This is a genomic window from Kerstersia sp. (assembly GCF_052103615.1).
Taxonomy (GTDB): Bacteria; Pseudomonadota; Gammaproteobacteria; order Burkholderiales; family Burkholderiaceae_B; genus Kerstersia.
This window is the reverse complement of record NZ_JBQEKA010000025.1, coordinates 1-21431: the sequence shown is the minus strand read 5'-3', so window position 1 is coordinate 21431 and position 21431 is coordinate 1. Positions and strand designations below refer to the sequence as shown.

Here is a 21431-nt window from a genome sequence, read left to right as displayed (position 1 = left end):
TTTCCTGTTCACGGTTCAGGCTTTGCGATGCCCATGCACTTTCAGGGATGCCCCTGCCAGGATGAGAACGCAAAGCTCGGCATAATCGACTCCCTCGGCGCGTGCCGCCATGGGAACCAGAGAGTGCCCGGTCATACCGGGCGACGTATTGATTTCCAGCAACCAGGGGCGATCCTGACTATCCAGCATCACATCCACCCGGCCCCAGCCCTCACACCCCAGCACGCGGAATGCCCGCTCGGCCAGGGCGCGGATTTCCGTCGTCAGCGCGGTAGGCAGATCTGCCGGACAGATGTACTGGGTTTCATCCGAGTAATACTTGTTCTGGAAGTCGTAATTGCCTTGGGGCGCCCGGATCTCGATGATGGGCAGCGCACGCGCCTTGTCGCCGCTGCCCAGCACGGCAACCGTCAATTCACGGCCATCGACGAATTTCTCGGCCAGCGCTTTCTCTTCATAGCGTGAGGCCAGCTGCACGGCGCCCGGCAGGTGCGAGGTGTGCTCCACCTTCGTCACGCCCAGCGTGGAACCTTCATGCGGCGGCTTCACAAAGATGGGTAGGCCCAGTTCGGCCACCACCACATCCAGGTCGCTCTCGCCATCCAGCACGGCATAGGCCGGCGTAGGCAGGCCTTCGTCGATCCAGATCCGCTTGGTCATGACTTTATCCATGGCCAGCGCCGACGCCAGGGTGCCGCTGCCGGTGTACGGAATGCCCAGCAATTCCAGCGCGCCTTGCAGCGTGCCGTCTTCGCCATACCGGCCATGCAGGGCAATGAATACGCGATCAAAGCCCGCGTTGGCCAATTCCGCCAGCGAATGCTTGCCCGTATCGAACAGATGCGCATCGACGCCGCGCGAACGCAGCGCGTCATACACGCCCTGTCCGGACATCAGTGACACTTCGCGTTCTGCCGAGTGGCCGCCATACAGCACCCCGACCTTGCCGAATTCCATGCTCATGCTTGTTCTCCTATCCGTGCGGGTACCCGGCTGATGGATCCCGCACCCATGACGATCACGACATCGCCGTCCCGCACAAAATCGCGCACGGCTTGCGGCAGATCATCCACATCCTCCACAAAGACCGGCTCGACCCGCCCCGCCACGCGCAGGCCGCGCGCCAGCGCCCGGCCATCGGCCGCCACCAGCGGCTCTTCGCCTGCGGCATACACTTCGGTCAGCAGCACGGCATCGGCATCGCTCAGCACTTTGACGAAATCTTCAAAGCAATCCCGCGTGCGGGTATAACGGTGCGGCTGGAACGCCAGCACGATGCGGCGTTCTGGCCAGGCCCCGCGGGCAGCGGCCAGTGTGGCCGCCATCTCCACCGGGTGATGGCCGTAATCGTCGATGACGGTAAAACTGCCGCCGCCCTGAGCCTGCGCCACACCGAAGTCACCGATATAGGTAAAGCGGCGGCCCACGCCGTTGAAATCTGCCAGCGCCTGCACCATGACGCTATCGGGCACGCCCAGCTCGGTCGCCACTGCAATGGCAGCCAGGGCATTGAGCACGTTGTGGCGGCCCGGCAGATTCAGCACAACTTCCATGCGCGGCAGCACGACGCCCTTGCGGTCGCGCCGCAGCACGTCGAAACGCATGCGCACGCCGTCGGTACGCATGTTTTCGGCGCGCACCTGGGCATTGTCATCAAAACCGTAAGTCGTGACCGGACGCGAAATGAACGGCACGATTTCGCGCACATTGGCGTCGTCCACGCACAGAATGGCGCTGCCATAGAACGGCAAGCGCTGGGTGAACTCGATGAAAGCGTGTTTCAGGCGCGCCAGATCATGGCCGTAGGTATCCATGTGATCGGCGTCGATATTCGTGACGATCGCCATCACCGGCATCAAGTTGAGGAACGAGGCATCCGACTCATCGGCCTCGGCCACCAGGTACTCGCCCTGGCCCAGACGGGCATTGACCCCTGCGGAATTCAACCGGCCGCCGATCACGAAGGTCGGATCCAGGCCCGCGGCCGCCAACACACTGGCCACCAGACTGGTGGTCGTGGTCTTGCCATGCGTGCCTGCCACGGCGATCCCGCGCTTCAGGCGCATCAATTCAGCCAGCATGACCGCGCGCGGCACGACAGGAATGCTGGCGGCGCGGGCGGCCAGCACTTCGGGGTTATCGCCGGAGACCGCCGTGGAGGTCACAATGGCATCCGCCTGGCCGACATGCGCCGCCTCATGGCCGATATGGATAATGGCGCCTTGCGCGGCCAGCCGCTCCGTGACGGCCGACTCGCGCAAATCCGACCCGCTCACCGTATAGCCGAGGTTGAGCAGCACCTCGGCGATGCCGTTCATGCCCGACCCGCCGATACCGACGAAGTGGATGTGTTGGATACGGTGTTTCATGATTCTTGCCTTCGGGCTGCCCGTTCACAACGGGCAGCAATTTGCGCCGCCGCATCGGGCAGCGCATAGGTTCTGGCCTTCTCGCCGACTTCCAGCAATTCAGCCCTGTTACGTTCTGCCAGCCAATTGGCCATGCCCGGCGCGCTCAGGGAAGCCTGCTGCTGCAGCCAGGCGGCGCCATGGTCACTGAGGTACTGCGCATTTCTGGTCTGATGGTCATCCACGGCATGCGGGAACGGGACAAACAATGCCGCCACGCCCGCCGCCGCGACCTCGGCCACCGTCATGGCGCCTGCACGGCAAATAATCAGATCCGCCTGGCCCATGGCGGCGGCCATATCGTCAATAAACGCCACGCATTCGGCATCTATGCCTGCGGCGGCATAGCCTGCCCTCAGGTTGTCGATATGCGCATTGCCAGCCTGGTGCACGACCTTGGGCCGCTGGGCCGGCACCATCAGCGCCAATGCCTGCGGTATCAAATGATTGAGCGCTGCCGCCCCCAGGCTGCCGCCGACCACAAGCAGGCGCAGCGGGCCTTCCCGCCCGGCCGCACGCTCCCGGGGCGCCGGCAGCGCCGCAATGGCGGCGCGTACCGGGTTGCCAACCGCTTCAGCCCCCCGGAGCGCGCCCGGGAAGCCTTGCAGCACCGTCCGGGCCATACGCGCCAGCGCCTTGTTGCTCATGCCTGCCACGGCATTCTGTTCATGCAGCACCAGCGGCACGCGCCGCATGGCGGCGACCACGCCGCCAGGGAAGGTGACATAACCGCCCATTCCCAGCACGACATCCGGCCGCACCTGGGAAAAAATCCGCCAGGCCCGGCACAAGGCGCTCAGCAACAGGAACGGCAGTTTCAGCATGGCGCCCACGCCTTTGCCGCGCAAACCAGAAAAGCGCAACGGCAGCAGCTCTATGCCTTGCGGCGGCACCAGGCGGCCTTCCATCTTGTCGGGATCACCCAGCCAATAGACTTGCCAGCCCTGGCTGCGCAGCACTGCCGCGACAGCCAGACCGGGCATGATGTGGCCGCCAGTGCCGCCAGCCATCACCAGAAGAACAGGCGCGCGGCTCATGTGCGCCCTCCCCGCATCAAGATGCGATTTTCGATATCGACACGGATCATCAGCGTGATGGCGCAGATATTCATCACCAGGCCGGAGCCGCCATAGCTCACCAGCGGCAGCGTCAGCCCCTTGGTCGGCAGCAGCCCCAGGCACACGCCCATATTGATGAAGGCCTGGACACCAAACCACAGCGATACGCCCAAAGCCGCCAGACCGCTGAAGGTCCGGTCCATGGCAATGGCCTGGCGCCCGATTTCGAAACCGCGCTGCAATATGATGACAAAACCGGCAATCAGCAGAAAGACGCCGACAAAACCCAGTTCTTCGCCAATCACGGCAACGATGAAGTCGGTATGCGCCTCAGGCAGGTAATGCAGTTTTTCCACACTGGCGCCCAGCCCCACACCCAGCCACTCGCCGCGCCCCAGCGCGATCAGCGAGTGCGACAGCTGATAGGCGCTGCCATAGGCGTTGTCAGGATTCCAGGGATCGAGATAAGCGAACAGGCGGGCCCGGCGCCACGGCGCCAGCCAGATCAGCGCAAAGAACAGCGACACCATGATGGCCACCAGCACCGAGAACAAGCGCCCGTCGATGCCGCCCAGGAACAGAATGCCCACCGCAATCGCCACCACCACGATGAAGGCGCCCAGGTCAGGCTCCAGCAGCAGCAGCATGCCCACCAGCGCAATCACCAGTGCCATGGGCACAAAGCCGCGCACAATGTTTTGCATGTGCTCTTGCTTGCGCACGGTGTAATCCGCGGCAAACAGCACAATGGCGAACTTCATCAGCTCCGAGGGCTGGAAGTTCAATGGCCCCAGCGGCAGCCAGCGGTACGCGCCATTGACTTCACGCCCTATGCCCGGGATCAGCACCGCCAGCAATAACAGAATGGTGCCGATGAACAAAGGCACCGACAGGCGTTGCCACGCCTGCATGGAGACCGTCAGCACCAGCGCGCCGGCCACCAGGCCGATCACCAGGAACATGCCATGGCGGATAACGAAGTAATAGCGTCCATAACTGGCGTAGCGCGGCCCGTCCGCCAGCGCAATCGAGGCGGAATACACCATCAGCAAGCCAAACAGCAAGAGCGCAACCGCCACGACCACCAGCGGCAGGTCGTAACCGCGCATGCGCGTGCGCCCAGGGCGTACCGCATTGACACTGCTGCTCACGCCGTCAAGCAGGCTCATGCGACCTCCCCGTTATCCAGCGCCAGCTCACGCACGGCATCGGCAAACGCCTGGCCGCGCTGCGGGTAGCCCTTGAACATATCCAGGCTGGCGCAGGCGGGCGACAACAAGACCGCGTCGCCGCTCTGCGCTTGCGCGAATGCCGCGCGGACAGCTTCATCCATGGTCTCGGCGCGCAGCGCCTGCACACCTTGCTGGCGCAAGGCGGCATCAATGACGGAAGCATCCTGGCCTATCAGCACGACGGCGCGCGCGCGGCGCGCCACGAGTTGCGCCAATTCGGTGAAGTCCTGCCCCTTGCCCTGGCCGCCTGCGATCAGCACCACGGGTTGCGACAGGCCATCCAGGCCTGCGAGCGTGGCGCCGACATTGGTTCCCTTGCTGTCGTTAATGAAATCCACGCCAACGATATTGCGCACAAACGTCATGCGGTGCGGTTCGCCTTCGTACAGGCCGGCGGCGCGCAGCAAAGGTGCCCACGGCAGGCCCAGACTGCGGGCCAGCAGCAGCGCGGCCTGGACATTGAGCGCATTGTGCAAGCCGCGCACACGCAGCGCATCGACCGGCATCAGGCGGCTATCACGGCCGGGCTGGCGCGGCGGATCCGCCGGCAGCGCCTTGCCGCGGCGTGCGGCCGCTGGGGCCACGTCGGCAAAATCCGTGTTTTCGCTGGCAGACAGCCAGACGATGTCCTGCACCGAGACCAAGCCCATGTCACCGGCCAACGAAGGCTCGCCTCGGCCAAAGCTGCGCACATCCTTATGGTCCAGGCTGTCCACCATGCCGCACACGCAGGCATCTTCGCGGTTGACGATCTTGATGCGAGCCTGGTCGAACAGACGCGCCTTGGCGGCGGCGTAGGCATCCATGCCGCCATGCCAATCCAGGTGATCCTGGGTCACATTCAGTACCACGGCCGCATCGGCTTGCAGGCTGCGCGTCGTTTCCATCTGGAAGCTCGACAGTTCCAGCACCCAGGCTTGCGGCAAGTCACCGGCATCCAGCGCATCGGCCAGCGCGCCCAGCGCAGCCGGGCTGATATTGCCGGCCGCACGGGCGCTGAGGCCCGCCGCTTCAAGCAAGTGACGCGTCAGCGATGTCACGGTTGTCTTGCCGTTGGTGCCCGTCACGGCCAACAGGCGGGGAGCATAGCCGCGCTCTTCGCGCAAGGCCGTCAGGGCGCGCGCGAACAATTCGATTTCACCGACGATTTCCACCTGGCCGACGGCGGCCTGGGCCAGCAATTCACTGACCGGCGCCTGGCCCGGCGCCAGGCCAGGGCTAAGCACCAGTTGCCGCACGCCATCGAGCAAGGACACAGGCAAGCCTTGGCCCAGGTGATATTCGACATCCGTCCCGGCCAGCGCAGCGCGCAACGCTTCCAGGCCCGGCGGCGCTTCCCGCGTATCGGCGATGCGCAGCCGCAGGCCCTGACAGGCCAGCCAGCGCGCTGCTGCCGCACCCGTCTCTCCCAGTCCGAGGACCAGGATACGGGCGTCTGCCGAAGAGGAAGCTTGCAGGGTATTCATCGCAATTTCAGGGTAGAAAGACCAACCAGGACCAGCATGATGGTGATGATCCAGAAACGCACCACGACTTGTGTTTCCTTCCAGCCACCGACTTCAAAATGGTGATGCAGCGGGGCCATGCGCAACAGGCGCCGTCCCTGCCCATATTTGCGCTTGGTGTACTTGAACCAGCCCACTTGCAGCACGACCGACAGGGTTTCGACGACAAACACGCCGCCCATGATGAACAGCACGATTTCCTGGCGCACGACCACTGCGATCGTGCCCAGCATGCCGCCCAGCGCCAGCGCGCCGACGTCGCCCATGAAGACCTGAGCCGGATAGGTGTTGAACCAGAGGAAAGCCAGGCCCGCCCCGGCCAGCGCGGCGCATAGCACCATCAGCTCGCCCGCGCCCGGGATATACGGAAACAGCAGGTATTTGGAGTAATCAATCCGGCCCACAACGTAGGCGAACACGCCCAGCGCCGCGCCAACCATGACGGTCGGCATGATGGCCAGGCCATCCAGGCCATCGGTCAGATTGACGGCGTTACTGGTGCCGACAATGACCAGCCAGGTCAGGATCACAAAACCGAAGACCCCCAGCGGATAGCTGACGCTCTTGAAAAACGGCACGATCAGATCGGCCTGATCCGGCAGCGCCATCGTGAAGCCGCTCATCACCCAGGCTTTGAACAAGGGCCAGAGTTCCATATTGGCGGGCACGGACACGGCAAAGGCCAGATAGACCGCCGCGACGGCGCCGATCAAGGCTTGCCAGAAAAACTTCTGGCGCGCCGGCATGCCTTCGGGGTCACGGTGCACCACCTTGCGGTAATCGTCCGCCCAGCCGATCCAGCCGTAGCCGAACGTGACCAGCAAGACGACCCAGACGAAACGGTTGGCCCAGTCGGCCCACAGCAAGGTGCTCACGCCTATGCCGATCAGAATCAGCACGCCGCCCATGGTGGGCGTGCCGGTCTTGACCAGATGGGTTTCCGGGCCATAACTGCGCACGGCCTGGCCAATTTTCATCGCCGTCAGCTTGCGGATCACGGCGGGGCCAGCCAGCAGGCCGATAAACAAAGCCGTCGCGGCGGCCAGCACGGCGCGCAGCGTGATGTACTCAAACACACCGAACGCGCGGAAATGGTGGTCGGACAGCCAACGTGCCAGTTCAAGAAACATGATGCGCCGCCTCCCCGTTATCCCATTCGGCAACGCAAGCCGCCACGATTTTTTCCATGTGCATGAAACGCGATCCCTTCACCAGCACCACGGCAGGCTGCGCAGCACACACCGCCGTCATCGCCGCCTCCGTCGTATCCACCCAGACAGCACCAGCGCCAAAGGCGGCGACGGCACGGCGCGACAACTCTCCCATGGCGACCAGTACATCCACGCCCCGGCTGGCGGCATAGGCCCCCACTTCCTCGTGCATGGCAGGGCCCTGATCCCCCACTTCACCCATATCCCCCAGCACCAATACCCTGGGGCCAGGCACGCTGCCCAACACATCAATGGCGGCGCGCACCGAATCGGCGTTGGCGTTGTAGCTATCGTCGATCAGCCAGACACCCGCGGCCAGGCGGCGCGCATGCATGCGTCCGGCAACGGGTGAAAAATCTTGCAAAGCCTGCAAAGCCGTCGTTACCGGCACCCCCACCGCCAGGGTGCAGGCCAGGGCTGCCATAGCATTGCGCAGGTTATGCACGCCAGGAATGGCAGTCGTCAGCGTCCGGGCAGCGCCATCCGGCAAACTGGCCATGGCCGATACCCCTGCAGGCGTCACCTGGGGTTCGGCAGCAGTCAGTTCTGCCGCGCCAGACAGCGCGAACCGGTATTTGCGGCGGCTGCCGGACAGGCGATCCCAGACGGTCGCATAGTCATCATCCGCCGGATAGACGGCCATACCGTTTTCCGGCAAGGCAGCCAGCACCGCGCCGTTTTCTTCGGCCACGGCAGCGACCGACTTCATGAATTCCTGATGCTCGCGCTGCGCATTGTTCACCAGCGCCACGGTCGGCTGCGTCATGGCGGCCAGCACGGCGATTTCGCCGGGGTGGTTCATTCCCAGCTCGATCACGGCGGCACGGTGCCCGGCGCGCAGGCGCAACAGCGTCATCGGCACGCCCAGTTCATTATTCAGGTTGCCGCGCGTCGCCAGCCTGGCGGATTCTCCGACCCAGGCAGCCAGCACGGCGGCAATCATTTCCTTGGTGGTGGTCTTGCCGTTACTGCCCGTCACCGCAATCACCGGGATATCAAAGCGGCGGCGCCAGGCCGTGGCCAGACGCGCCAGCGCGGCGCGGCCATCACCCAGCACGAATTGCGGCAAGGCCAGGCCCGCGACAGGATGCGCCACCAGCGCCCCGGCGGCGCCCGCCGCTTCGGCCTGCGCCACATAGTCATGGCCATCGGCGCGTTCGCCGGCCAGCGCGACAAACACTTCCCCTGCCGCCAGTTTGCGCGCGTCCATGGTCGTATCGCGCCCCGTCCCCCACCACAATGCCAGGCGCGCCCATTCCCTGTCGTCAAAGACATGGCGCTGGCCCTGGATTTCCTGATAAGTTTCGTGGCCCTTGCCAGCCAGCAGCAGAACATCGGCAGGCGCGCTGCTCCAGACTGCATGCAGCACCGCTTCAGCGCGGTCGGCAATGACTTCCACCTGACGCTCTGGCGGCACGCCGGCCAGAATCTGCGCAATGATGCTACCTGGCGGTTCGCTGCGCGGATTATCACTGGTGACAATCACGCGGTCTGCCGCCAAAGCGGCCTGCGCCATCAAAGGGCGTTTGCCCGGGTCGCGGTCGCCGCCGCAGCCAAACAGGCACAGCAAACGGCCGCCACGGCGCTGGGCCAGAGGCGCCAGCGCCCGTACCGTACGCGCCAGGGCATCAGGCGTATGGGCATAATCGACCACCACCAGGGGCTGCGCGGCAGCCTCCTGGCCCGGCGACAGCACCCGCTCCAGGCGCCCCGGAACGGGCTGAAGCCGTGCCAGTTGCGCCGCGCCGTCAGCCAGGCTGAGGCCCAGCGCGCGCAGCACGCCCGCCACCAGCAGCATATTCTCTATATTGTGTTCACCCAGCAACTGGCTCGCCACATCAGCCTGCCGCGGCGCCTGGCCAGCCTCGCGCTCTTCCAGCGCGAATGCCAGCCCTTCGGCTGCCTGTGGCGCCACTGCCTGCCGTGCCGCCAAGCGGGCCGAACTGGCCTGATCCGCCGCAGAAGCGGCCAGGGCGTAAGTCCAGACATCCAGACCTGCGGGCAAACGCCCGCAAGCGGCGCGGCCAGCGGCATCATCCTGATTGATGACGGCGGCCTGCAAGCCAGGGAACCGGAACAAGGCTTCCTTGGCGGCCGCATAGGCTTCCATGGAACCGTGATAATCCAGGTGATCCCGGCTGAGATTGGTCCAGGCCGCGATCCGCACGCGCACCTGATCCATGCGGCCCTGCTCGATCCCGATGGACGACGCCTCCATGGCAACCGCCTGCGCGCCTGCGGCACGCTGCGCGGCCAGGGTGCGATGCACACTGACCACATCGGGCGTCGTCAGGCTGCCCGCTACGCTGCTGCCATCCGGCCAGCGCGTGCCCAGCGTCCCCAGCACGCCGCAAGGCATACCGCTGCCGTTCAGCGCATCCGCAATCCAGTGAGCGCAAGACGTTTTGCCGTTGGTGCCAGTGATGGCCACCACCTTAAGGTGTTGCGACGGCCGGCCATACCACTCATGGGCAAGCTCGCCCAGCAAGGCTTTCAAGCCAGGCGCCCAGGCCAGGCCAGCACCTGCCAGCGCCGGATCCATCTGCCATGGCGCCCCCGACGGCTGCGCGGCCGTATCGGCCAGCACCCGCGCCCCGGCAGCCAGCGCCGCCGCAATATGGGCCCGGCCATCACCATGCACGCCGGGCACGGCCAGAAACACGTCGCCCGGGCGCAAGCGCCGCGAATCCAGATGCAAATCCGCCTGCGCCGACACCTGCGCGCGCAGCCAGCCCAGGATATTGTCCACGCCTTCCAGCATGATGCGCTTCGTCTCGGTCATAGCGCCCCTCCTGCCGCCGCCACCGCACCGTCCAGCGGCGCATCCGGCCGCACGCCCAGCAGGCGCAGGCAATGCCCCATGATGGAAGAGAACACCGGCGCCGCCACGCGGCCGCCGTAATAAGCGCCGGCACCTGGCTCGTCGATACTGACGGCCACGACCAGACGCGGGTCTGACGCCGGCGCGAAGCCAACAAAAGAACTGCGGAAATGCCGGGTGCTGTACTTGCCGTCAACAATCTTGCGGGCCGTTCCGCTCTTGCCCGCCACCCGATAACCGTCCACACGGGCGCGCCGGGCGCCGTCTTCACCGGCAGCCGCTTCCAGCATGCTGCGCAGGCTGCGCGCCACTTCAGGCGTATAAATCTGAGTGCCGGTCGCGGCCTCATCGCGCTGCAGCAGCGACAAAGGCACCACATCGCCATCACGGGCAAAAACCGCGAAAGCGCGCGCGACCTGCATCAGCGAGACCGACAGGCCATAGCCATAGGACATGGTGGCTTTTTCAATCAGGCGCCAGCGCTCCCAGGGGCGCAAACTGCCCGCCGCCACGCCGGGGAAACCGATCTTGGGCGCCTGCCCGAAGCCCAGCTCCGTGAACTTGCTCCACATTTCCTGGGCCGACAGCTTTTCCGAAATCAGCGTCATGCCGATATTGCTCGAACGGCGCAGAATGTCTGCCGGGGTAATGACGCCATTGCGGCTCACGTCGCTGATGGTGCGGCCCTGGTACACCATGCGGCCATTGCCGGTATCGAAGGTGCTGTTGACGCCGATACGTTTCAAATCCAGCGCCAGCGCGACCGTGAACGGCTTCATGATGGAGCCGGGCTCGAAGGTATCCGTGACGGCGCGATTGCGCAGCATGTCGCCGCGCAGCCCGGTGCGGTCATTCGGATCATAGGAAGGCAGATTGACCAGCGCCAGCACTTCGCCGCTGCGGACATCCAGCACGACAGCCGCCGCCCCCTTGGCCTTGTTTTCCTCCATCGCGTCCTGCAAGGCCTTATAGACCGCGAACTGCAAACGCATGTCGATGGACAAGCGGATATCCTGCCCGTCCACCGGCGGGTGGATATCGCGCACATCCTCAATCACCCGGCCCAGGCGGTCACGGATCACGCGCCGGCTGCCGTCCTTGCCGGACAGCATGGACTCGAACGCCAGTTCCACGCCTTCCTGGCCCCGGCCATCCAGATTGGTGAAGCCCACCAGGTGGGCAGCGACATCACGCTCCGGGTAGTAGCGCCGCATTTCCGGCTGCAAGGACACGCCCGGCACCTTCAATGCCTGAACCTGTTCTGCCACATCCATCGGTACCTGACGCTTCAGGTAAACAAAGTTGCGGCTGGTATCGCTCAGGCGCGACTGGATATCCGCCGCGTTCATTTCCAGCAGGGCCGCCAGCTGCGCCAGGTTTTCCGGCGAAGCGCCGGCCGCATCTTCGGGAATCGCCCACACCGCGCGCGCCGGCACGCTGGATGCCAGCACCTCGCCATGACGGTCCATGATCTTGCCGCGTACCGCGGGCAGCGTCAGCGTGCGCTCATAGCGGCGCTCGCCCTGCTGTTGCAGAAACTCGGTGGAAAGCCCCTGCAAAAACAGCGCCCGGCCCGCCAGCACAGCAAAGCCAAGAAACAACAGGATAAAAACGAGCCGAGCCCGCCACAGGGGCAGGCTGCTCTTAAGTACCGGATTGTTGAAAAAGGGAGCGCGGCGCATCATGAGCCCCCGGGCTGCGCCGCTGCCGGCGCATTGAAATAAAGTGCCCGCTGCGGATCCACCGGCACCATGCGCAGTTCATTGACGGCAACATCGTCCACCCTGGCATTACGCGCCAGGCCAGCACGCTCCAGTTGCAGACGGCGCCACTCCAGATCCAGGTCATTGGCCTGGGCCCGGGCGCGTTCCAGTTCGATGAACGCACGCCGCCCCTGGTACTGGCTGGTCACCAGGGAAGCGGCTGAGAGCATGAGCAATAAGCCCAGCACGAACAGTAGGCGCGTCATCGCCGCTTACCTCGCCCGCGCGCGGCGCCAGGCCGACCCGGCAGCGCTGCCTGCTGCGGCAAGATCGCATCGGCGCGCCAGGGCGCATCCGTGCGTTCAGCCACACGCAGCACGGCAGAACGCGCGCGCGCATTGCCCGCGACTTCGGCCTCATCCGGTTTGATCCGCCCCACCGCCCGCATGACTGGACGCGGCAGTTCGCTCTCCCGCAAAGGCATACGCGCCAGCACCGGATCCAATTGCCCGGCGGCGGCGATGCTTTGCTTGACCATACGGTCTTCGAGAGAGTGAAAACTGATCACAGCCAGCCTCCCACCGGTTGCCAGCAGGCCTACAACTGCCTGGAGGGCGTGCGCGAGCTCTTCGAGCTCCCGATTGATGTGAATCCGTATAGCTTGAAACGTACGGGTGGCCGGATGCTGGCCTTTTTCACGGGTGCGGACGACGCCGGCGACAAGCTCGGCGAGCTCGCGTGTGCTGTGTATCGGCCGTACTTCGCGGCGCGCTGCAAGCGCTTTTGCAATCTGAAAAGCAAACCGTTCTTCGCCATAGTCTGCTATGACCTCCCGCATCTCATCCACGCTGGCCTCAGCCAGCCACTGCGCGGCGGTCAGGCCGCGCGTCGTGTCCATCCTCATGTCCAGCGGGCCTTCCCGCATGAACGAAAAACCGCGCTGCGCATCGTCGATCTGCGGCGAGGAAACCCCCAGATCCAGCATCACGCCATCCACCTGGGCAATCCCCAGGCTATCCAGCGCTTCAGGCATGGTGGCGAAACCGTCATGCACCACCGTCACACGCGAATCGGCAGCGGCCAGTTCACGCGCCACCTCAATGGCCTGCGGGTCCTTATCGAACACCACCAGCCGGGCCTCGCCATCCAGGCGCGACAACAGCTCACGGCTGTGGCCGCCGCGCCCGAAAGTGCCATCGACAAACACACCGCTGCGGCGCGGGTGGCCCGCGCCATCTACCGGCAACAGCGCTTCCACCGTCGGCGTCAGCAAGACGGACCGATGCTCGAACTCCATACCGCCCCGTCAGAAAGAAAACTGGTTCAAAACGTCCGCCATGCCCTGCTGCAGATCCTGCGCCTCCTTGGCGGCCAGCAACTGCGTATCCCACAACTCGAAATGGGTTCCCAGCCCCATCAGCATGACCTCTTTGACCAGCCCGGCTGCTTGCCGCAGCTCCGGCGCCACCAGCACGCGGCCAGCGCTGTCCAGCTCAACATCCTGGGCATTACCCAGCAGCAGCCGTTGCAGCGCCCGGGCATTCATGGGGAATTGCACGATCTGTTCGCGCTTTTTTTCCCATGCCTGGCGGGGGTACACCAACAGGCACCCATCCGGGTGCCGGGTAAGGGTGAGGCGGCCTTCCGCCTGGGCCATCAGGGCGTCACGATGCCGAGCCGGAATGGTCATCCGCCCCTTGGCATCCAGCGTGAGTGCGCTGCTTCCCTGAAACACCCTTTTCTCCCACTAATAAACACAAAAACCTACTTTCCCCCACTTTAAGAGATGGACATAAGGCGGTCAAGTCGGAATCCCGGTTTTTTTCAATGACAACAAGGACTTAGGATTGACATATTTTCTTACATAGAAAAATATGCTTCAAAATCAGAAAGTTAACCAGTGATGTAAAAGCCAGGTGTTAACTTTGAGAGGGAGAAGCAGGCTTGCGCCATCTGTAAGACAATGCAAACGCCGCCTCCCGGAAGGGGCAAACAAACGCTGCCCATCCGCCCGAACCGCTTGGGCTGAGGCGCCACCCAAGCGGCACTTTTTGCCGCCAGGAACATGGCCGGCACCACCCTCAGCCGGGCCTTTGCATGCGCGGAAAGAAAACATGCCGCGTCAGGCCCGGGCCTGACGCGGCAATGAGATGGCATTCAGTGCAGGATGAACGATAGGCCGGATTCTGTAGGCCGGCTTGCGCCGGCCGGCAATCATTCCTCTGGACCCTGCGTTGCCACAGGGTTCTAGCCGCCTACCCGCATGCTCGGGCGAGCCGCCCTGCGCGGCCGAAACCGCACGCATGCCTATTTGACGTTGCTCCGGATAGAGGTTGCCGCGTTTCACCCTGACGCGCCGCGGTCTGTTACCAGACCGCAGGTTACGGAGTAGCCGTAACCGTGCATGCCAAGCATGCCCCCGCGCCAGACTCGTCTCTGTGGCCCTAGTCCTCGGCTTACGCCGGACGGCCGTTAGCCGCTATCCCGCTCTATGGAGTCCGGACCTTCCTCGGCGCATTGCTGCGCCGCGATTGCCTGTCCATCCTGCGGCGGCGATTGTAGCGCGATACGCGCTGCCCGCCGCAAACGAAAACGCCAGTCCTTATTTCACGCCCAGAAATGGCATGGCCGAGCCTGGCACTTGCGTGGACGGCAAGGCGCCATCCCACTTTTCCACGGCAATCAGGTTGACCAGATTGGAGTTGCTGGCCAATGCCTGGCTGCGCGCCAGAATCGCCGCGGCCTCCGCTTCGCCGCGCATGCGGATGCCATCGGCCTCGGCCTGAAAGCGTTCGCGCTGCGCATCGGCTTCGGCACGCGCCTGCACCACCTTGATATCCGCCTGGATTTCCGCCGTCTGCTTCTGCTGGCGCGTCGTTTCGATCTGCACCTGAGCCAGCATGCGCTGCTCGATGGATTGTTCATAGGCCTTGGAAAAACCGACTTCTTCGACCTGCACGCCGACGATCTGCACCGGCGCATCGCGCATGGCGGATGACACTGCCTGCACGGTTTCCACCCCCAGCTTTTCACGCTCCTGGATGGCGCGCACGGCTGTGAAACGGCCAAACACGTTTTTCACGGCATCGGGTGTGCGGCGCTCAATCACACGCACCTGAAGATTTTCCAGCGTCCCGTATTCGCTATAGAGATCCGCCACCCTATCCACAGGCACCCGGTACGTGACGGACACCTTCATATTGGCCGGCTGCTGATCGAACGAATAGGCTTCCAGCGGCATGGTCACGTTGTGGTCGCGCACCGACACGAAACGCACGGAATCCAGCACCGGCGTTTTGAATCCCAGGCCGGGCTCGGCCACGCTGGACAATTTGCCGTTGCGCAGCACCACCGCGCGTTCGCCCTGATCCACCTGAAAGAATGCGCCAAAGGCGACAAGAATAATGATGACGAACAGCACCAGGAACAATAGCCCGAAGCGGGCGGCGTTCTTGAGCGGTGCCGAAGGTTTGCTGGTCATGCCTGAAACTCCATGAATCATTGGCGGAATAGCGCCTGCCGCAGCAGGCATATCAGAATGGGGAACAACGGCCGCCGGTGCAGCAGGCGCAGCTGGCGGCGCAACCGCCTCTGGCCGGGCTGGCGGAGGCTGGGGTGTCTGGCCGGCGTCCGGCGCAGCGGTATTCAGCGGTTTTTCGACAGCCAGGCCCGGATGCCCAGCGCCAGCAGGTACGCCACCACGGCGGCGCCTATTGCCATCAGAATGTATCTCATGCTGTTTTCCCTTACGTCTGACACTCATAAAACCGACCCTGCAAGCCCCCTGGCCATTTACCTCTGCGACGCCGCTCCCGCGGTTTGCGGCGCCCGGAAAAAATACCGCCAGCGCAAGGACTGAAAACCAGCCAGCAGGCACGCAAGCCCGCATCCTTGCGCCGTGCCGGAGGCAGCGGCGCCCAAGAATACATCAACACTTGCGTTACTAAAATTTACAATGAGCAATCAAGCTGCAAGGCGGGCCGCTATTCACCTGCTCCAGCGCCGCCGATTCCCCCCTGGGCGGCATTGCCTGCGACAATAGGAGCATTCCTGGCGCCCGCAGGCGCCTGCCCCTGAATTCCTGATTGTGTTTCCATGTCTGCTCCCCTGATTTCCCTGACTCAAGTGCAACTGGCCTTCGGCCACCACCCTTTGCTGGATCATGCCGACCTGTCCATCCAGGAAGGCGAGCGCATCGGTCTGATCGGCCGCAACGGCGCAGGCAAGTCCTCGTTGCTGAAATTGCTGGCCGGTGTCATCCAGCCCGATGACGGCGAGCGGCGCGTGCGCTCCGGCCTGCGTATCCGCACCGTCGAGCAAGAACCCGATATCGACGAAAGCGGCACCATCCACGACGCTGTCGCCGGTCCGCTGGACCTGGACGCGGAAGACTGGAGCAAACCCGCCCGCGTCGATAGCCTGCTGGAAAAACTGGGCCTGGATGGCGCGGCAGCGGCAACCGGCTTGTCCGGCGGCACACGCAAACGCATCGCGCTGGCGCGCGCCCTGGCCGATGAGCCTGATCTGCTGCTGCTGGACGAACCCACCAACCACCTGGACTTTGACGGCATCAATTGGCTGGAAGATGCCTTGCGCCAGTGCGCCTTCGCCGTCATCATCATTACCCACGACCGCCGTTTCCTGGATGCCGTGGCCACCCGCATCGTCGAGCTGGACCGGGGCCAACTGCTCGGTTTCCCCGGCAACTTCTCGCAATGGCAGCAACACAAGGCGCAATGGCTGGAATCGCAGCGCCTTGAAGAAGCCCGCTTCGATAAGCTGCTGGCCCAGGAAGAGGTCTGGATCCGCAAGGGCGTGGAAGCCCGCCGTACCCGCAACGAGGGCCGCGTGCGCCGCCTGGAGCAACTGCGCGTGGAACGCGCCCAGCGCCGCGATCTGCAAGGCAAGGTCAATCTGCAACTGGATCAGGGCGAGCGCTCGGGCAAACTGGTGGCGGAACTCGAAGGCGTCAGCAAGGCCTTCGGCGAACGCACCGTCATCCGCGACTATTCCACCACGCTCATGCGTGGCGACCGCATCGGCATCATCGGCCCCAACGGCGCCGGCAAGACCACACTGCTGAAAATCATGCTGGGCGAATTGGCGCCCGACAGCGGCACGGTACGCCTGGGCAGCAAGCTGCAAGTGGCCTATTTCGACCAGATGCGCGCCCAACTGGATGAAAACGCCACCCTGGCCGATGTCATCAGCCCGGGCAGCGAGTGGGTGGAAATCGGCAATGAGCGCAAGCACATCATGAGCTATCTGGGGGATTTCCTGTTCGCCCCCGCGCGTGCCGGATCGCCCGTTTCCAGCCTGTCCGGCGGAGAACGCGCCCGCCTGCTGCTGGCCCGGCTGTTCGCCCGCCCCGCCAATATCCTGGTGCTGGACGAACCGACCAATGACCTGGACGTTGAAACGCTGGAATTGCTGGAAAGCCTGCTGCAGGAATACAGCGGCACCGTGCTGCTGGTCAGCCACGACCGCGCCTTCCTGGATAACGTCGTCACCCAGACCATCGCCAGCGAAGGCAATGGCGTCTGGCGTGACTATGTCGGCGGCTACGAAGACTGGCTGGCCCAGCGCCCTGCCGCCTCGGCGTCCCCCGCGGCGGCCCGCGCTGCCGCCCGTGACGACACCCCGGCACGCAAGAAAGCCGCTGCCAAACCGCAAGGCGTCAAGGCGCTCAGCAATTGGGAGCAGCGTGAGCTGAATGACTTGCCTGGCCAGATCAGCGCACTGGAAAACGAGCAAACGTCCCTGACGGAACAGCTGGCCGATGGCAGTCTTTACCGCGACCAGCCCTCGGAAGTTGTGCGCATCCAGGCCCGGCTGGAGGAAATCGAAACCTCCATCCTGGCCAAAATGGAGCGCTGGGAGCAGCTGGAACTGCGCAGCCAGGGTTAATCCCCCGGCGCCAGACACCCGATGAATGGCCGGGCGTCATCCCTCAATCGGGGGAAGCCCCGGCCTTAGGGCGTTCCTAAAATCGGCGCGGAGGAAAGCCTTCCTCCTTTTCGCCACGACCTGCACAGGAACCCCTCTATGATTTCACGCACTCTCGGCGCCAGCCTGCTGGCCGTCGGACTGGCCAGCCTGCCCGGCCTCGCGCAGTCCCAATCCGTTTATGCCAAGGCCGGCCTGCTGGGCGCCGGCCTGGGTTATGCCCATGGGCTGTCGCCTTCCCTCACCTTGCGCGCCGACCTCACCACCATAGGCAGCTATAAACGCAACGGCCATTCCAGCGATTTCGACTATCGCGCCAAACTGACCAGCAACCAGGCCAGCGGCTATCTGGACTGGTTTCCCTTCGACAGCGGTTTCCGGCTGACGGCAGGCCTGGTCGTCCGCGACCTGAAAGCCACTGCCGACGCCCGTCCCACCGACGGCGGCACCGTGACCATCGGTGACACCACCGTTGCCTACGGCACCGACGACCACGCTGATGCCCGCGTGCGCTTCCCTGACGTCGCGCCTTACATCGGCCTGGGATGGGGCCATAACATCGGCCAGCGCAGCAAACCCGGCTGGGGTTTTGCCGCGGACGTAGGCGTCGCCATCGGCAAACCCAAGGTCGATTTCAACGTCAACCCGCACCTTTATCAGGCCCTCAATGCCGCCAGCGGCGGCATGGCCGACCAAGAAATCGAGAAGCAGCGCAGCGACTTCCAGGATGACGCCAACAAGCTGCGCTTTTTTCCGCAGCTTTACCTGGGTGTGGCTTACTACTTCTGAGCCCTGCCGGCCTGCGCCGGCTGCGGCGAAAAAATGCCAGGCGTTGCCTGGCATTTTTCAGTTTCAGTCCTGCTGCACCGTCCAGGGCAGCGGCTCGCCGCCTGCCAGCGGCACAATCTCGATCCCGCCGCGTTCCAGGCGCTCAGGAATCATGAATTCCTGGCGCAACAGCGTCAGCGTGCCGGTATTGCGCGGCAGGCCATAGAAGTCAGCCCCGTTGAAACTGGCAAACGCCTCCAGTTTATCCAGGCGACCCATGGCATCGAAGGCCGTTGCATACAAGGACATCGCATGCAAGGCGGTGTAGCAGCCGGCGCAGCCACAGGCATGCTCCTTGAGGCCGCGCGCATGCGGCGCGCTGTCTGTCCCCAGGAAGAAACGCGGGTTGCCGCTGGTCGCGGCCTCCACCAGCGCCAGGCGGTGGGTTTCGCGCTTGAGCACCGGCAGGCAATAAAAGTGCGGGCGCACGCCGCCCAGGAAAATGGCATTGCGGTTATACAGCAGATGCTGCGGCGTGATGGTCGCGCCTATCGGGCCTTCTGCCTGAGAGACATACGCCACGGCTTCTTTGGTCGTCAGGTGTTCAAACACCACCTTCAACTCCGGGAAGGCCTTGCGCAGCGGAATCATCACCCGATCAATGAACACGGCCTCACGGTCGAACAGGTCGATGGCCGGATCGGTCACTTCGCCGTGCACCAGCAACGGCAAGCCATGGCGCTGCAAGGCTTCCAGCGCCGGCGCGCAGCGCCCCAGCAAATCCGTCACGCCAGCATCCGAATTGGTCGTTGCGCCTGCCGGGTAAAGCTTCACCGCTTTGACAAAACCCGATTGCGCCGCCCGTCCGATTTCTTCGGCAGATGTATTGTCCGTGAGATACAGCGTCATCAGCGGATCAAAACGGCCGGCCAGGCCGGCCTGCTCCAGCGCCGCCAGGATGCGGGCGCGGTAATCGCCAGCCTGCTGCGCCGTCACCACGGGCGGGCGCAGATTGGGCATGATGATGGCACGGCTGAACTGGCTGGCGCTATCGGCCAGCACAGCGCGCAACATATCGCCATCGCGGACATGCAGGTGCCAGTCGTCCGGCCTGGTGATGGTCAGGCTGTCGATACTTGAACCGTTCGAATTGTTGGAAGTCACTGCTGACACAAACGCCCCCCGGCTGAAAGCATAATGATGAAAAAATCACGGCCACGCGCATTGCCCTGACCAGTGCCGATGCTATTGTAAGAGCTTACTGCGGCCACGCATGAACCGTTTTGTCTTTCGGGCCAAGACAAGTTATGCTGCCGCCGCTACACCTTTTCAACCCATCACGCAGGAGTGCCTACGATGGCAAAAGCCCCCGCCGCAGCCGAGCGCAAACCCAATGCAGCCTTCATGAAGCCGCTGACCCCCAGCCCCACCCTGGCTGCCGTCATCGGTGCGGACCCGCTGCCGCGCACGGAAGTCACCAAGAAGATCTGGGAATACATCAAGAAACACGACCTGCAAGACCCGGCCAACCGCCGCAACATCAATGCCGACGCCAAGCTGCGCCCGCTGTTCGGCAAGGATCAGGTTTCGATGTTTGAACTGACCAAGCTGGTCAGCGCCCACCTGAAATAATCAGGCTGCTGCACCCGCCAGGGAGGCCCGGCCGGCACTGCCGCAGCCCGAGATGCCTTCCCCGGCCGTGGCCCGGCCTCTGTCCCGGCAATTTATCCCAGCCTTTGTTCTGGCACTTGCCCCGGCACATGACCGAACGCCAGAAAATCGGACGCCCATGATTGCGTCCTTTTTTTCGCCTCCAGCCCGCAGGCTGGCTCGCGCCTAGGCGCGATAGCCCAGGCCGTCGAATGCCAGCCCAGGCTGGCGCCCCAGCATCACATCCGTCACCAGACGGGCGCTGCCATGCGCCAGCGTCCAGCCCAGCGCGCCCTGCCCGACATTCACAAACACATTCGGTACCGGCGTTGCCCCCAGTACCGGCGTGCCCTTGGGCGTCGCCGGGCGCAAGCCTGCCCATGGCTCCCAGGCGGCATCCGCCTGCGCGGGCAGCCAGGGCGCGGCAGCGGCCTGCGCTTCGCGGCGCAGCAACGCCACCCGTGCAGGATCCAGCCGGGTATCCTGGCCGACGATATCCACCAGCCCGGCCACGCGCAGCCCCCGGCCAGCCAAGGGCGCATACACCGTCTTTTTCGCCAGATCCGTGATACTCAAGGCGGGCATCGCTACCGACGCCGGTACCGTCAGGCTGTAACCCTTGAGCGGGTACACCGGCAGATCCAGCCCGATCTGCGCCCCCAGGGGCGCGCTTTGCGCGCCGCAGGCAATCACAAATGCATCCCCGTCTATCTCGCCCTGCGCGCCGAATACCGCATGAGCGCCTGCGCCCGGGCGGCGGCGCCAGCCTTCGATGCGAAATCCGTAATGGAACGTGACCCCCGCCTGCTGCAATACTTGCTGCAAGCCCGTGCAGAACGCCTGGCAATCCCCGACTTCTTCACTGGGCGTCAGCACGCCCCCCACCATGCGCTGCCCCATGCCGCACGCCGGGTGCGCCAGCGCAGGTTCGGCATCCCTGCACGCCTGCGCATCCAGCACCTGCTGTTCGCAGCCCAAGGGCGCCTGCAGCGCTACCTGGCGCCGCGCCCCTTCCAGGGCAGCGGCGTCCGAATACACCACCAGCTTGCCATTGCGGCGATAGGAAAAAGACAAACCCCGGCCTTGCGGCGTTTCCAGAAAAGCGTGCATCAAATCACGGCTGTAGAAC

At 64.2% G+C, this 21431-nt stretch carries 17 protein-coding genes and 1 other RNA gene; 3 read left to right on the top strand and 15 right to left on the bottom strand.

Annotated features, from left to right (window positions below; all coding sequences use genetic code 11):
- Nucleotides 1–15: 15 nt before the first annotated feature.
- The 13 genes from ACTJGZ_RS07790 to ACTJGZ_RS07730 all read right to left on the bottom strand — a co-directional run bounded on the left by ACTJGZ_RS07790 (nt 16) and on the right by ACTJGZ_RS07730 (nt 15419).
- Complete coding sequence (locus ACTJGZ_RS07790; protein ID WP_441662367.1) at nt 16–963, bottom strand: D-alanine--D-alanine ligase; 948 nt, start codon at nt 961–963, stop codon at nt 16–18.
- The gene (gene murC, locus ACTJGZ_RS07785; RefSeq protein WP_441662366.1) at nt 960–2369 is read right to left on the bottom strand and encodes a UDP-N-acetylmuramate--L-alanine ligase; all 1410 of its coding nucleotides are present in this window, start codon (nt 2367–2369) and stop codon (nt 960–962) included. The genes ACTJGZ_RS07790 and murC overlap by 4 nt, the downstream gene beginning before the upstream one ends.
- On the bottom strand, nt 2366–3445 hold the full coding sequence (gene murG / locus ACTJGZ_RS07780) for an undecaprenyldiphospho-muramoylpentapeptide beta-N-acetylglucosaminyltransferase (protein WP_441662365.1): 1080 nt from the start codon (nt 3443–3445) through the stop codon (nt 2366–2368). The genes murC and murG overlap by 4 nt, the downstream gene beginning before the upstream one ends.
- Nucleotides 3442–4635, bottom strand: a complete 1194-nt coding sequence (gene ftsW, locus ACTJGZ_RS07775; protein ID WP_441662364.1) for a putative lipid II flippase FtsW — start codon at nt 4633–4635, stop codon at nt 3442–3444. Before ftsW ends, murG begins: the two co-directional genes overlap by 4 nt.
- Complete coding sequence (gene murD, locus ACTJGZ_RS07770; RefSeq protein ID WP_441662363.1) at nt 4632–6164, bottom strand: UDP-N-acetylmuramoyl-L-alanine--D-glutamate ligase; 1533 nt, start codon at nt 6162–6164, stop codon at nt 4632–4634. Before murD ends, ftsW begins: the two co-directional genes overlap by 4 nt.
- Complete coding sequence (gene mraY, locus ACTJGZ_RS07765; protein WP_441662362.1) at nt 6161–7333, bottom strand: phospho-N-acetylmuramoyl-pentapeptide-transferase; 1173 nt, start codon at nt 7331–7333, stop codon at nt 6161–6163. Before mraY ends, murD begins: the two co-directional genes overlap by 4 nt.
- Nucleotides 7323–10196, bottom strand: a complete 2874-nt coding sequence (gene murF / locus ACTJGZ_RS07760) for a bifunctional UDP-N-acetylmuramoyl-L-alanyl-D-glutamate--2,6-diaminopimelate ligase MurE/UDP-N-acetylmuramoyl-tripeptide--D-alanyl-D-alanine ligase MurF (protein WP_441662361.1) — start codon at nt 10194–10196, stop codon at nt 7323–7325. Before murF ends, mraY begins: the two co-directional genes overlap by 11 nt.
- Nucleotides 10193–11917, bottom strand: a complete 1725-nt coding sequence (locus ACTJGZ_RS07755) for a peptidoglycan D,D-transpeptidase FtsI family protein (protein WP_441662387.1) — start codon at nt 11915–11917, stop codon at nt 10193–10195. Before ACTJGZ_RS07755 ends, murF begins: the two co-directional genes overlap by 4 nt.
- Complete coding sequence (gene ftsL / locus ACTJGZ_RS07750) at nt 11917–12204, bottom strand: cell division protein FtsL (protein ID WP_441662360.1); 288 nt, start codon at nt 12202–12204, stop codon at nt 11917–11919. The genes ACTJGZ_RS07755 and ftsL overlap by 1 nt, the downstream gene beginning before the upstream one ends.
- Nucleotides 12201–13235, bottom strand: a complete 1035-nt coding sequence (gene rsmH, locus ACTJGZ_RS07745; RefSeq protein ID WP_441662359.1) for a 16S rRNA (cytosine(1402)-N(4))-methyltransferase RsmH — start codon at nt 13233–13235, stop codon at nt 12201–12203. Before rsmH ends, ftsL begins: the two co-directional genes overlap by 4 nt.
- Before the next feature lie 9 nt (nt 13236–13244).
- A complete protein-coding gene (gene mraZ / locus ACTJGZ_RS07740) occupies nt 13245–13673 on the bottom strand; it encodes a division/cell wall cluster transcriptional repressor MraZ (protein ID WP_441662358.1) in 429 nt (142 codons plus the stop codon).
- 424 nt (nt 13674–14097) lie between these two features.
- Nucleotides 14098–14485: RNase P RNA component class A (rnpB, locus tag ACTJGZ_RS07735), an RNA gene on the bottom strand.
- A gap of 55 nt (nt 14486–14540) precedes the next feature.
- The gene (locus ACTJGZ_RS07730) at nt 14541–15419 is read right to left on the bottom strand and encodes an SPFH domain-containing protein (RefSeq protein WP_441662357.1); all 879 of its coding nucleotides are present in this window, start codon (nt 15417–15419) and stop codon (nt 14541–14543) included.
- Between the two features lie 614 nt (nt 15420–16033).
- Between ACTJGZ_RS07730 and ACTJGZ_RS07725 the strand changes: the two genes are divergently transcribed.
- Nucleotides 16034–17845 carry an ATP-binding cassette domain-containing protein gene (locus tag ACTJGZ_RS07725; protein WP_441662356.1) on the top strand — a complete coding sequence of 604 codons (1812 nt, stop codon included), beginning with the start codon at nt 16034–16036 and terminating at the stop codon, nt 17843–17845.
- Nucleotides 17846–17983: 138 nt separating this feature from the next.
- Entirely contained in the window at nt 17984–18673 is a 690-nt protein-coding gene (locus ACTJGZ_RS07720; protein WP_441662355.1) for a hypothetical protein, read from the top strand.
- A gap of 63 nt (nt 18674–18736) precedes the next feature.
- Here the strand turns inward: ACTJGZ_RS07720 and pyrC are convergent, their stop codons facing one another.
- Nucleotides 18737–19816, bottom strand: a complete 1080-nt coding sequence (pyrC, locus tag ACTJGZ_RS07715; RefSeq protein WP_441662354.1) for a dihydroorotase — start codon at nt 19814–19816, stop codon at nt 18737–18739.
- A 192-nt stretch (nt 19817–20008) separates the two neighbouring features.
- On the opposite strand from pyrC, the gene ACTJGZ_RS07710 reads away from it, so the two are divergent.
- Nucleotides 20009–20284, top strand: a complete 276-nt coding sequence (locus tag ACTJGZ_RS07710) for an SWIB/MDM2 domain-containing protein (protein WP_441662353.1) — start codon at nt 20009–20011, stop codon at nt 20282–20284.
- A 204-nt stretch (nt 20285–20488) separates the two neighbouring features.
- On the opposite strand, the gene ACTJGZ_RS07705 is transcribed toward ACTJGZ_RS07710, so the two are convergent.
- Nucleotides 20489–21431, bottom strand: a 943-nt coding sequence (locus tag ACTJGZ_RS07705; RefSeq protein WP_441662352.1) for an FAD-dependent oxidoreductase, incomplete at its 5' end; no start/stop codon positions are given.

Bases quoted from the DNA above. Each gene is read 5' to 3' on its own strand.
- ACTJGZ_RS07710 (WP_441662353.1), top strand. From the start codon at position 20,009: ATGGCAAAAGCCCCCGCCGCAGCCGAGCGCAAACCCAATGCAGCCTTC.
- ACTJGZ_RS07755 (WP_441662387.1), bottom strand. From the start codon at position 11,917: ATGCGCCGCGCTCCCTTTTTCAACAATCCGGTACTTAAGAGCAGCCTG.
- ACTJGZ_RS07720 (WP_441662355.1), top strand. From the start codon at position 17,984: ATGATTTCACGCACTCTCGGCGCCAGCCTGCTGGCCGTCGGACTGGCC.
- murD (WP_441662363.1), bottom strand. From the start codon at position 6,164: ATGAATACCCTGCAAGCTTCCTCTTCGGCAGACGCCCGTATCCTGGTC.
- murC (WP_441662366.1), bottom strand. From the start codon at position 2,369: ATGAAACACCGTATCCAACACATCCACTTCGTCGGTATCGGCGGGTCG.
- ftsL (WP_441662360.1), bottom strand. From the start codon at position 12,204: ATGACGCGCCTACTGTTCGTGCTGGGCTTATTGCTCATGCTCTCAGCC.
- rsmH (WP_441662359.1), bottom strand. From the start codon at position 13,235: ATGGAGTTCGAGCATCGGTCCGTCTTGCTGACGCCGACGGTGGAAGCG.
- mraY (WP_441662362.1), bottom strand. From the start codon at position 7,333: ATGTTTCTTGAACTGGCACGTTGGCTGTCCGACCACCATTTCCGCGCG.
- ACTJGZ_RS07730 (WP_441662357.1), bottom strand. From the start codon at position 15,419: ATGACCAGCAAACCTTCGGCACCGCTCAAGAACGCCGCCCGCTTCGGG.
- ftsW (WP_441662364.1), bottom strand. From the start codon at position 4,635: ATGAGCCTGCTTGACGGCGTGAGCAGCAGTGTCAATGCGGTACGCCCT.
- ACTJGZ_RS07790 (WP_441662367.1), bottom strand. From the start codon at position 963: ATGAGCATGGAATTCGGCAAGGTCGGGGTGCTGTATGGCGGCCACTCG.
- ACTJGZ_RS07725 (WP_441662356.1), top strand. From the start codon at position 16,034: ATGTCTGCTCCCCTGATTTCCCTGACTCAAGTGCAACTGGCCTTCGGC.
- murF (WP_441662361.1), bottom strand. From the start codon at position 10,196: ATGACCGAGACGAAGCGCATCATGCTGGAAGGCGTGGACAATATCCTG.
- murG (WP_441662365.1), bottom strand. From the start codon at position 3,445: ATGAGCCGCGCGCCTGTTCTTCTGGTGATGGCTGGCGGCACTGGCGGC.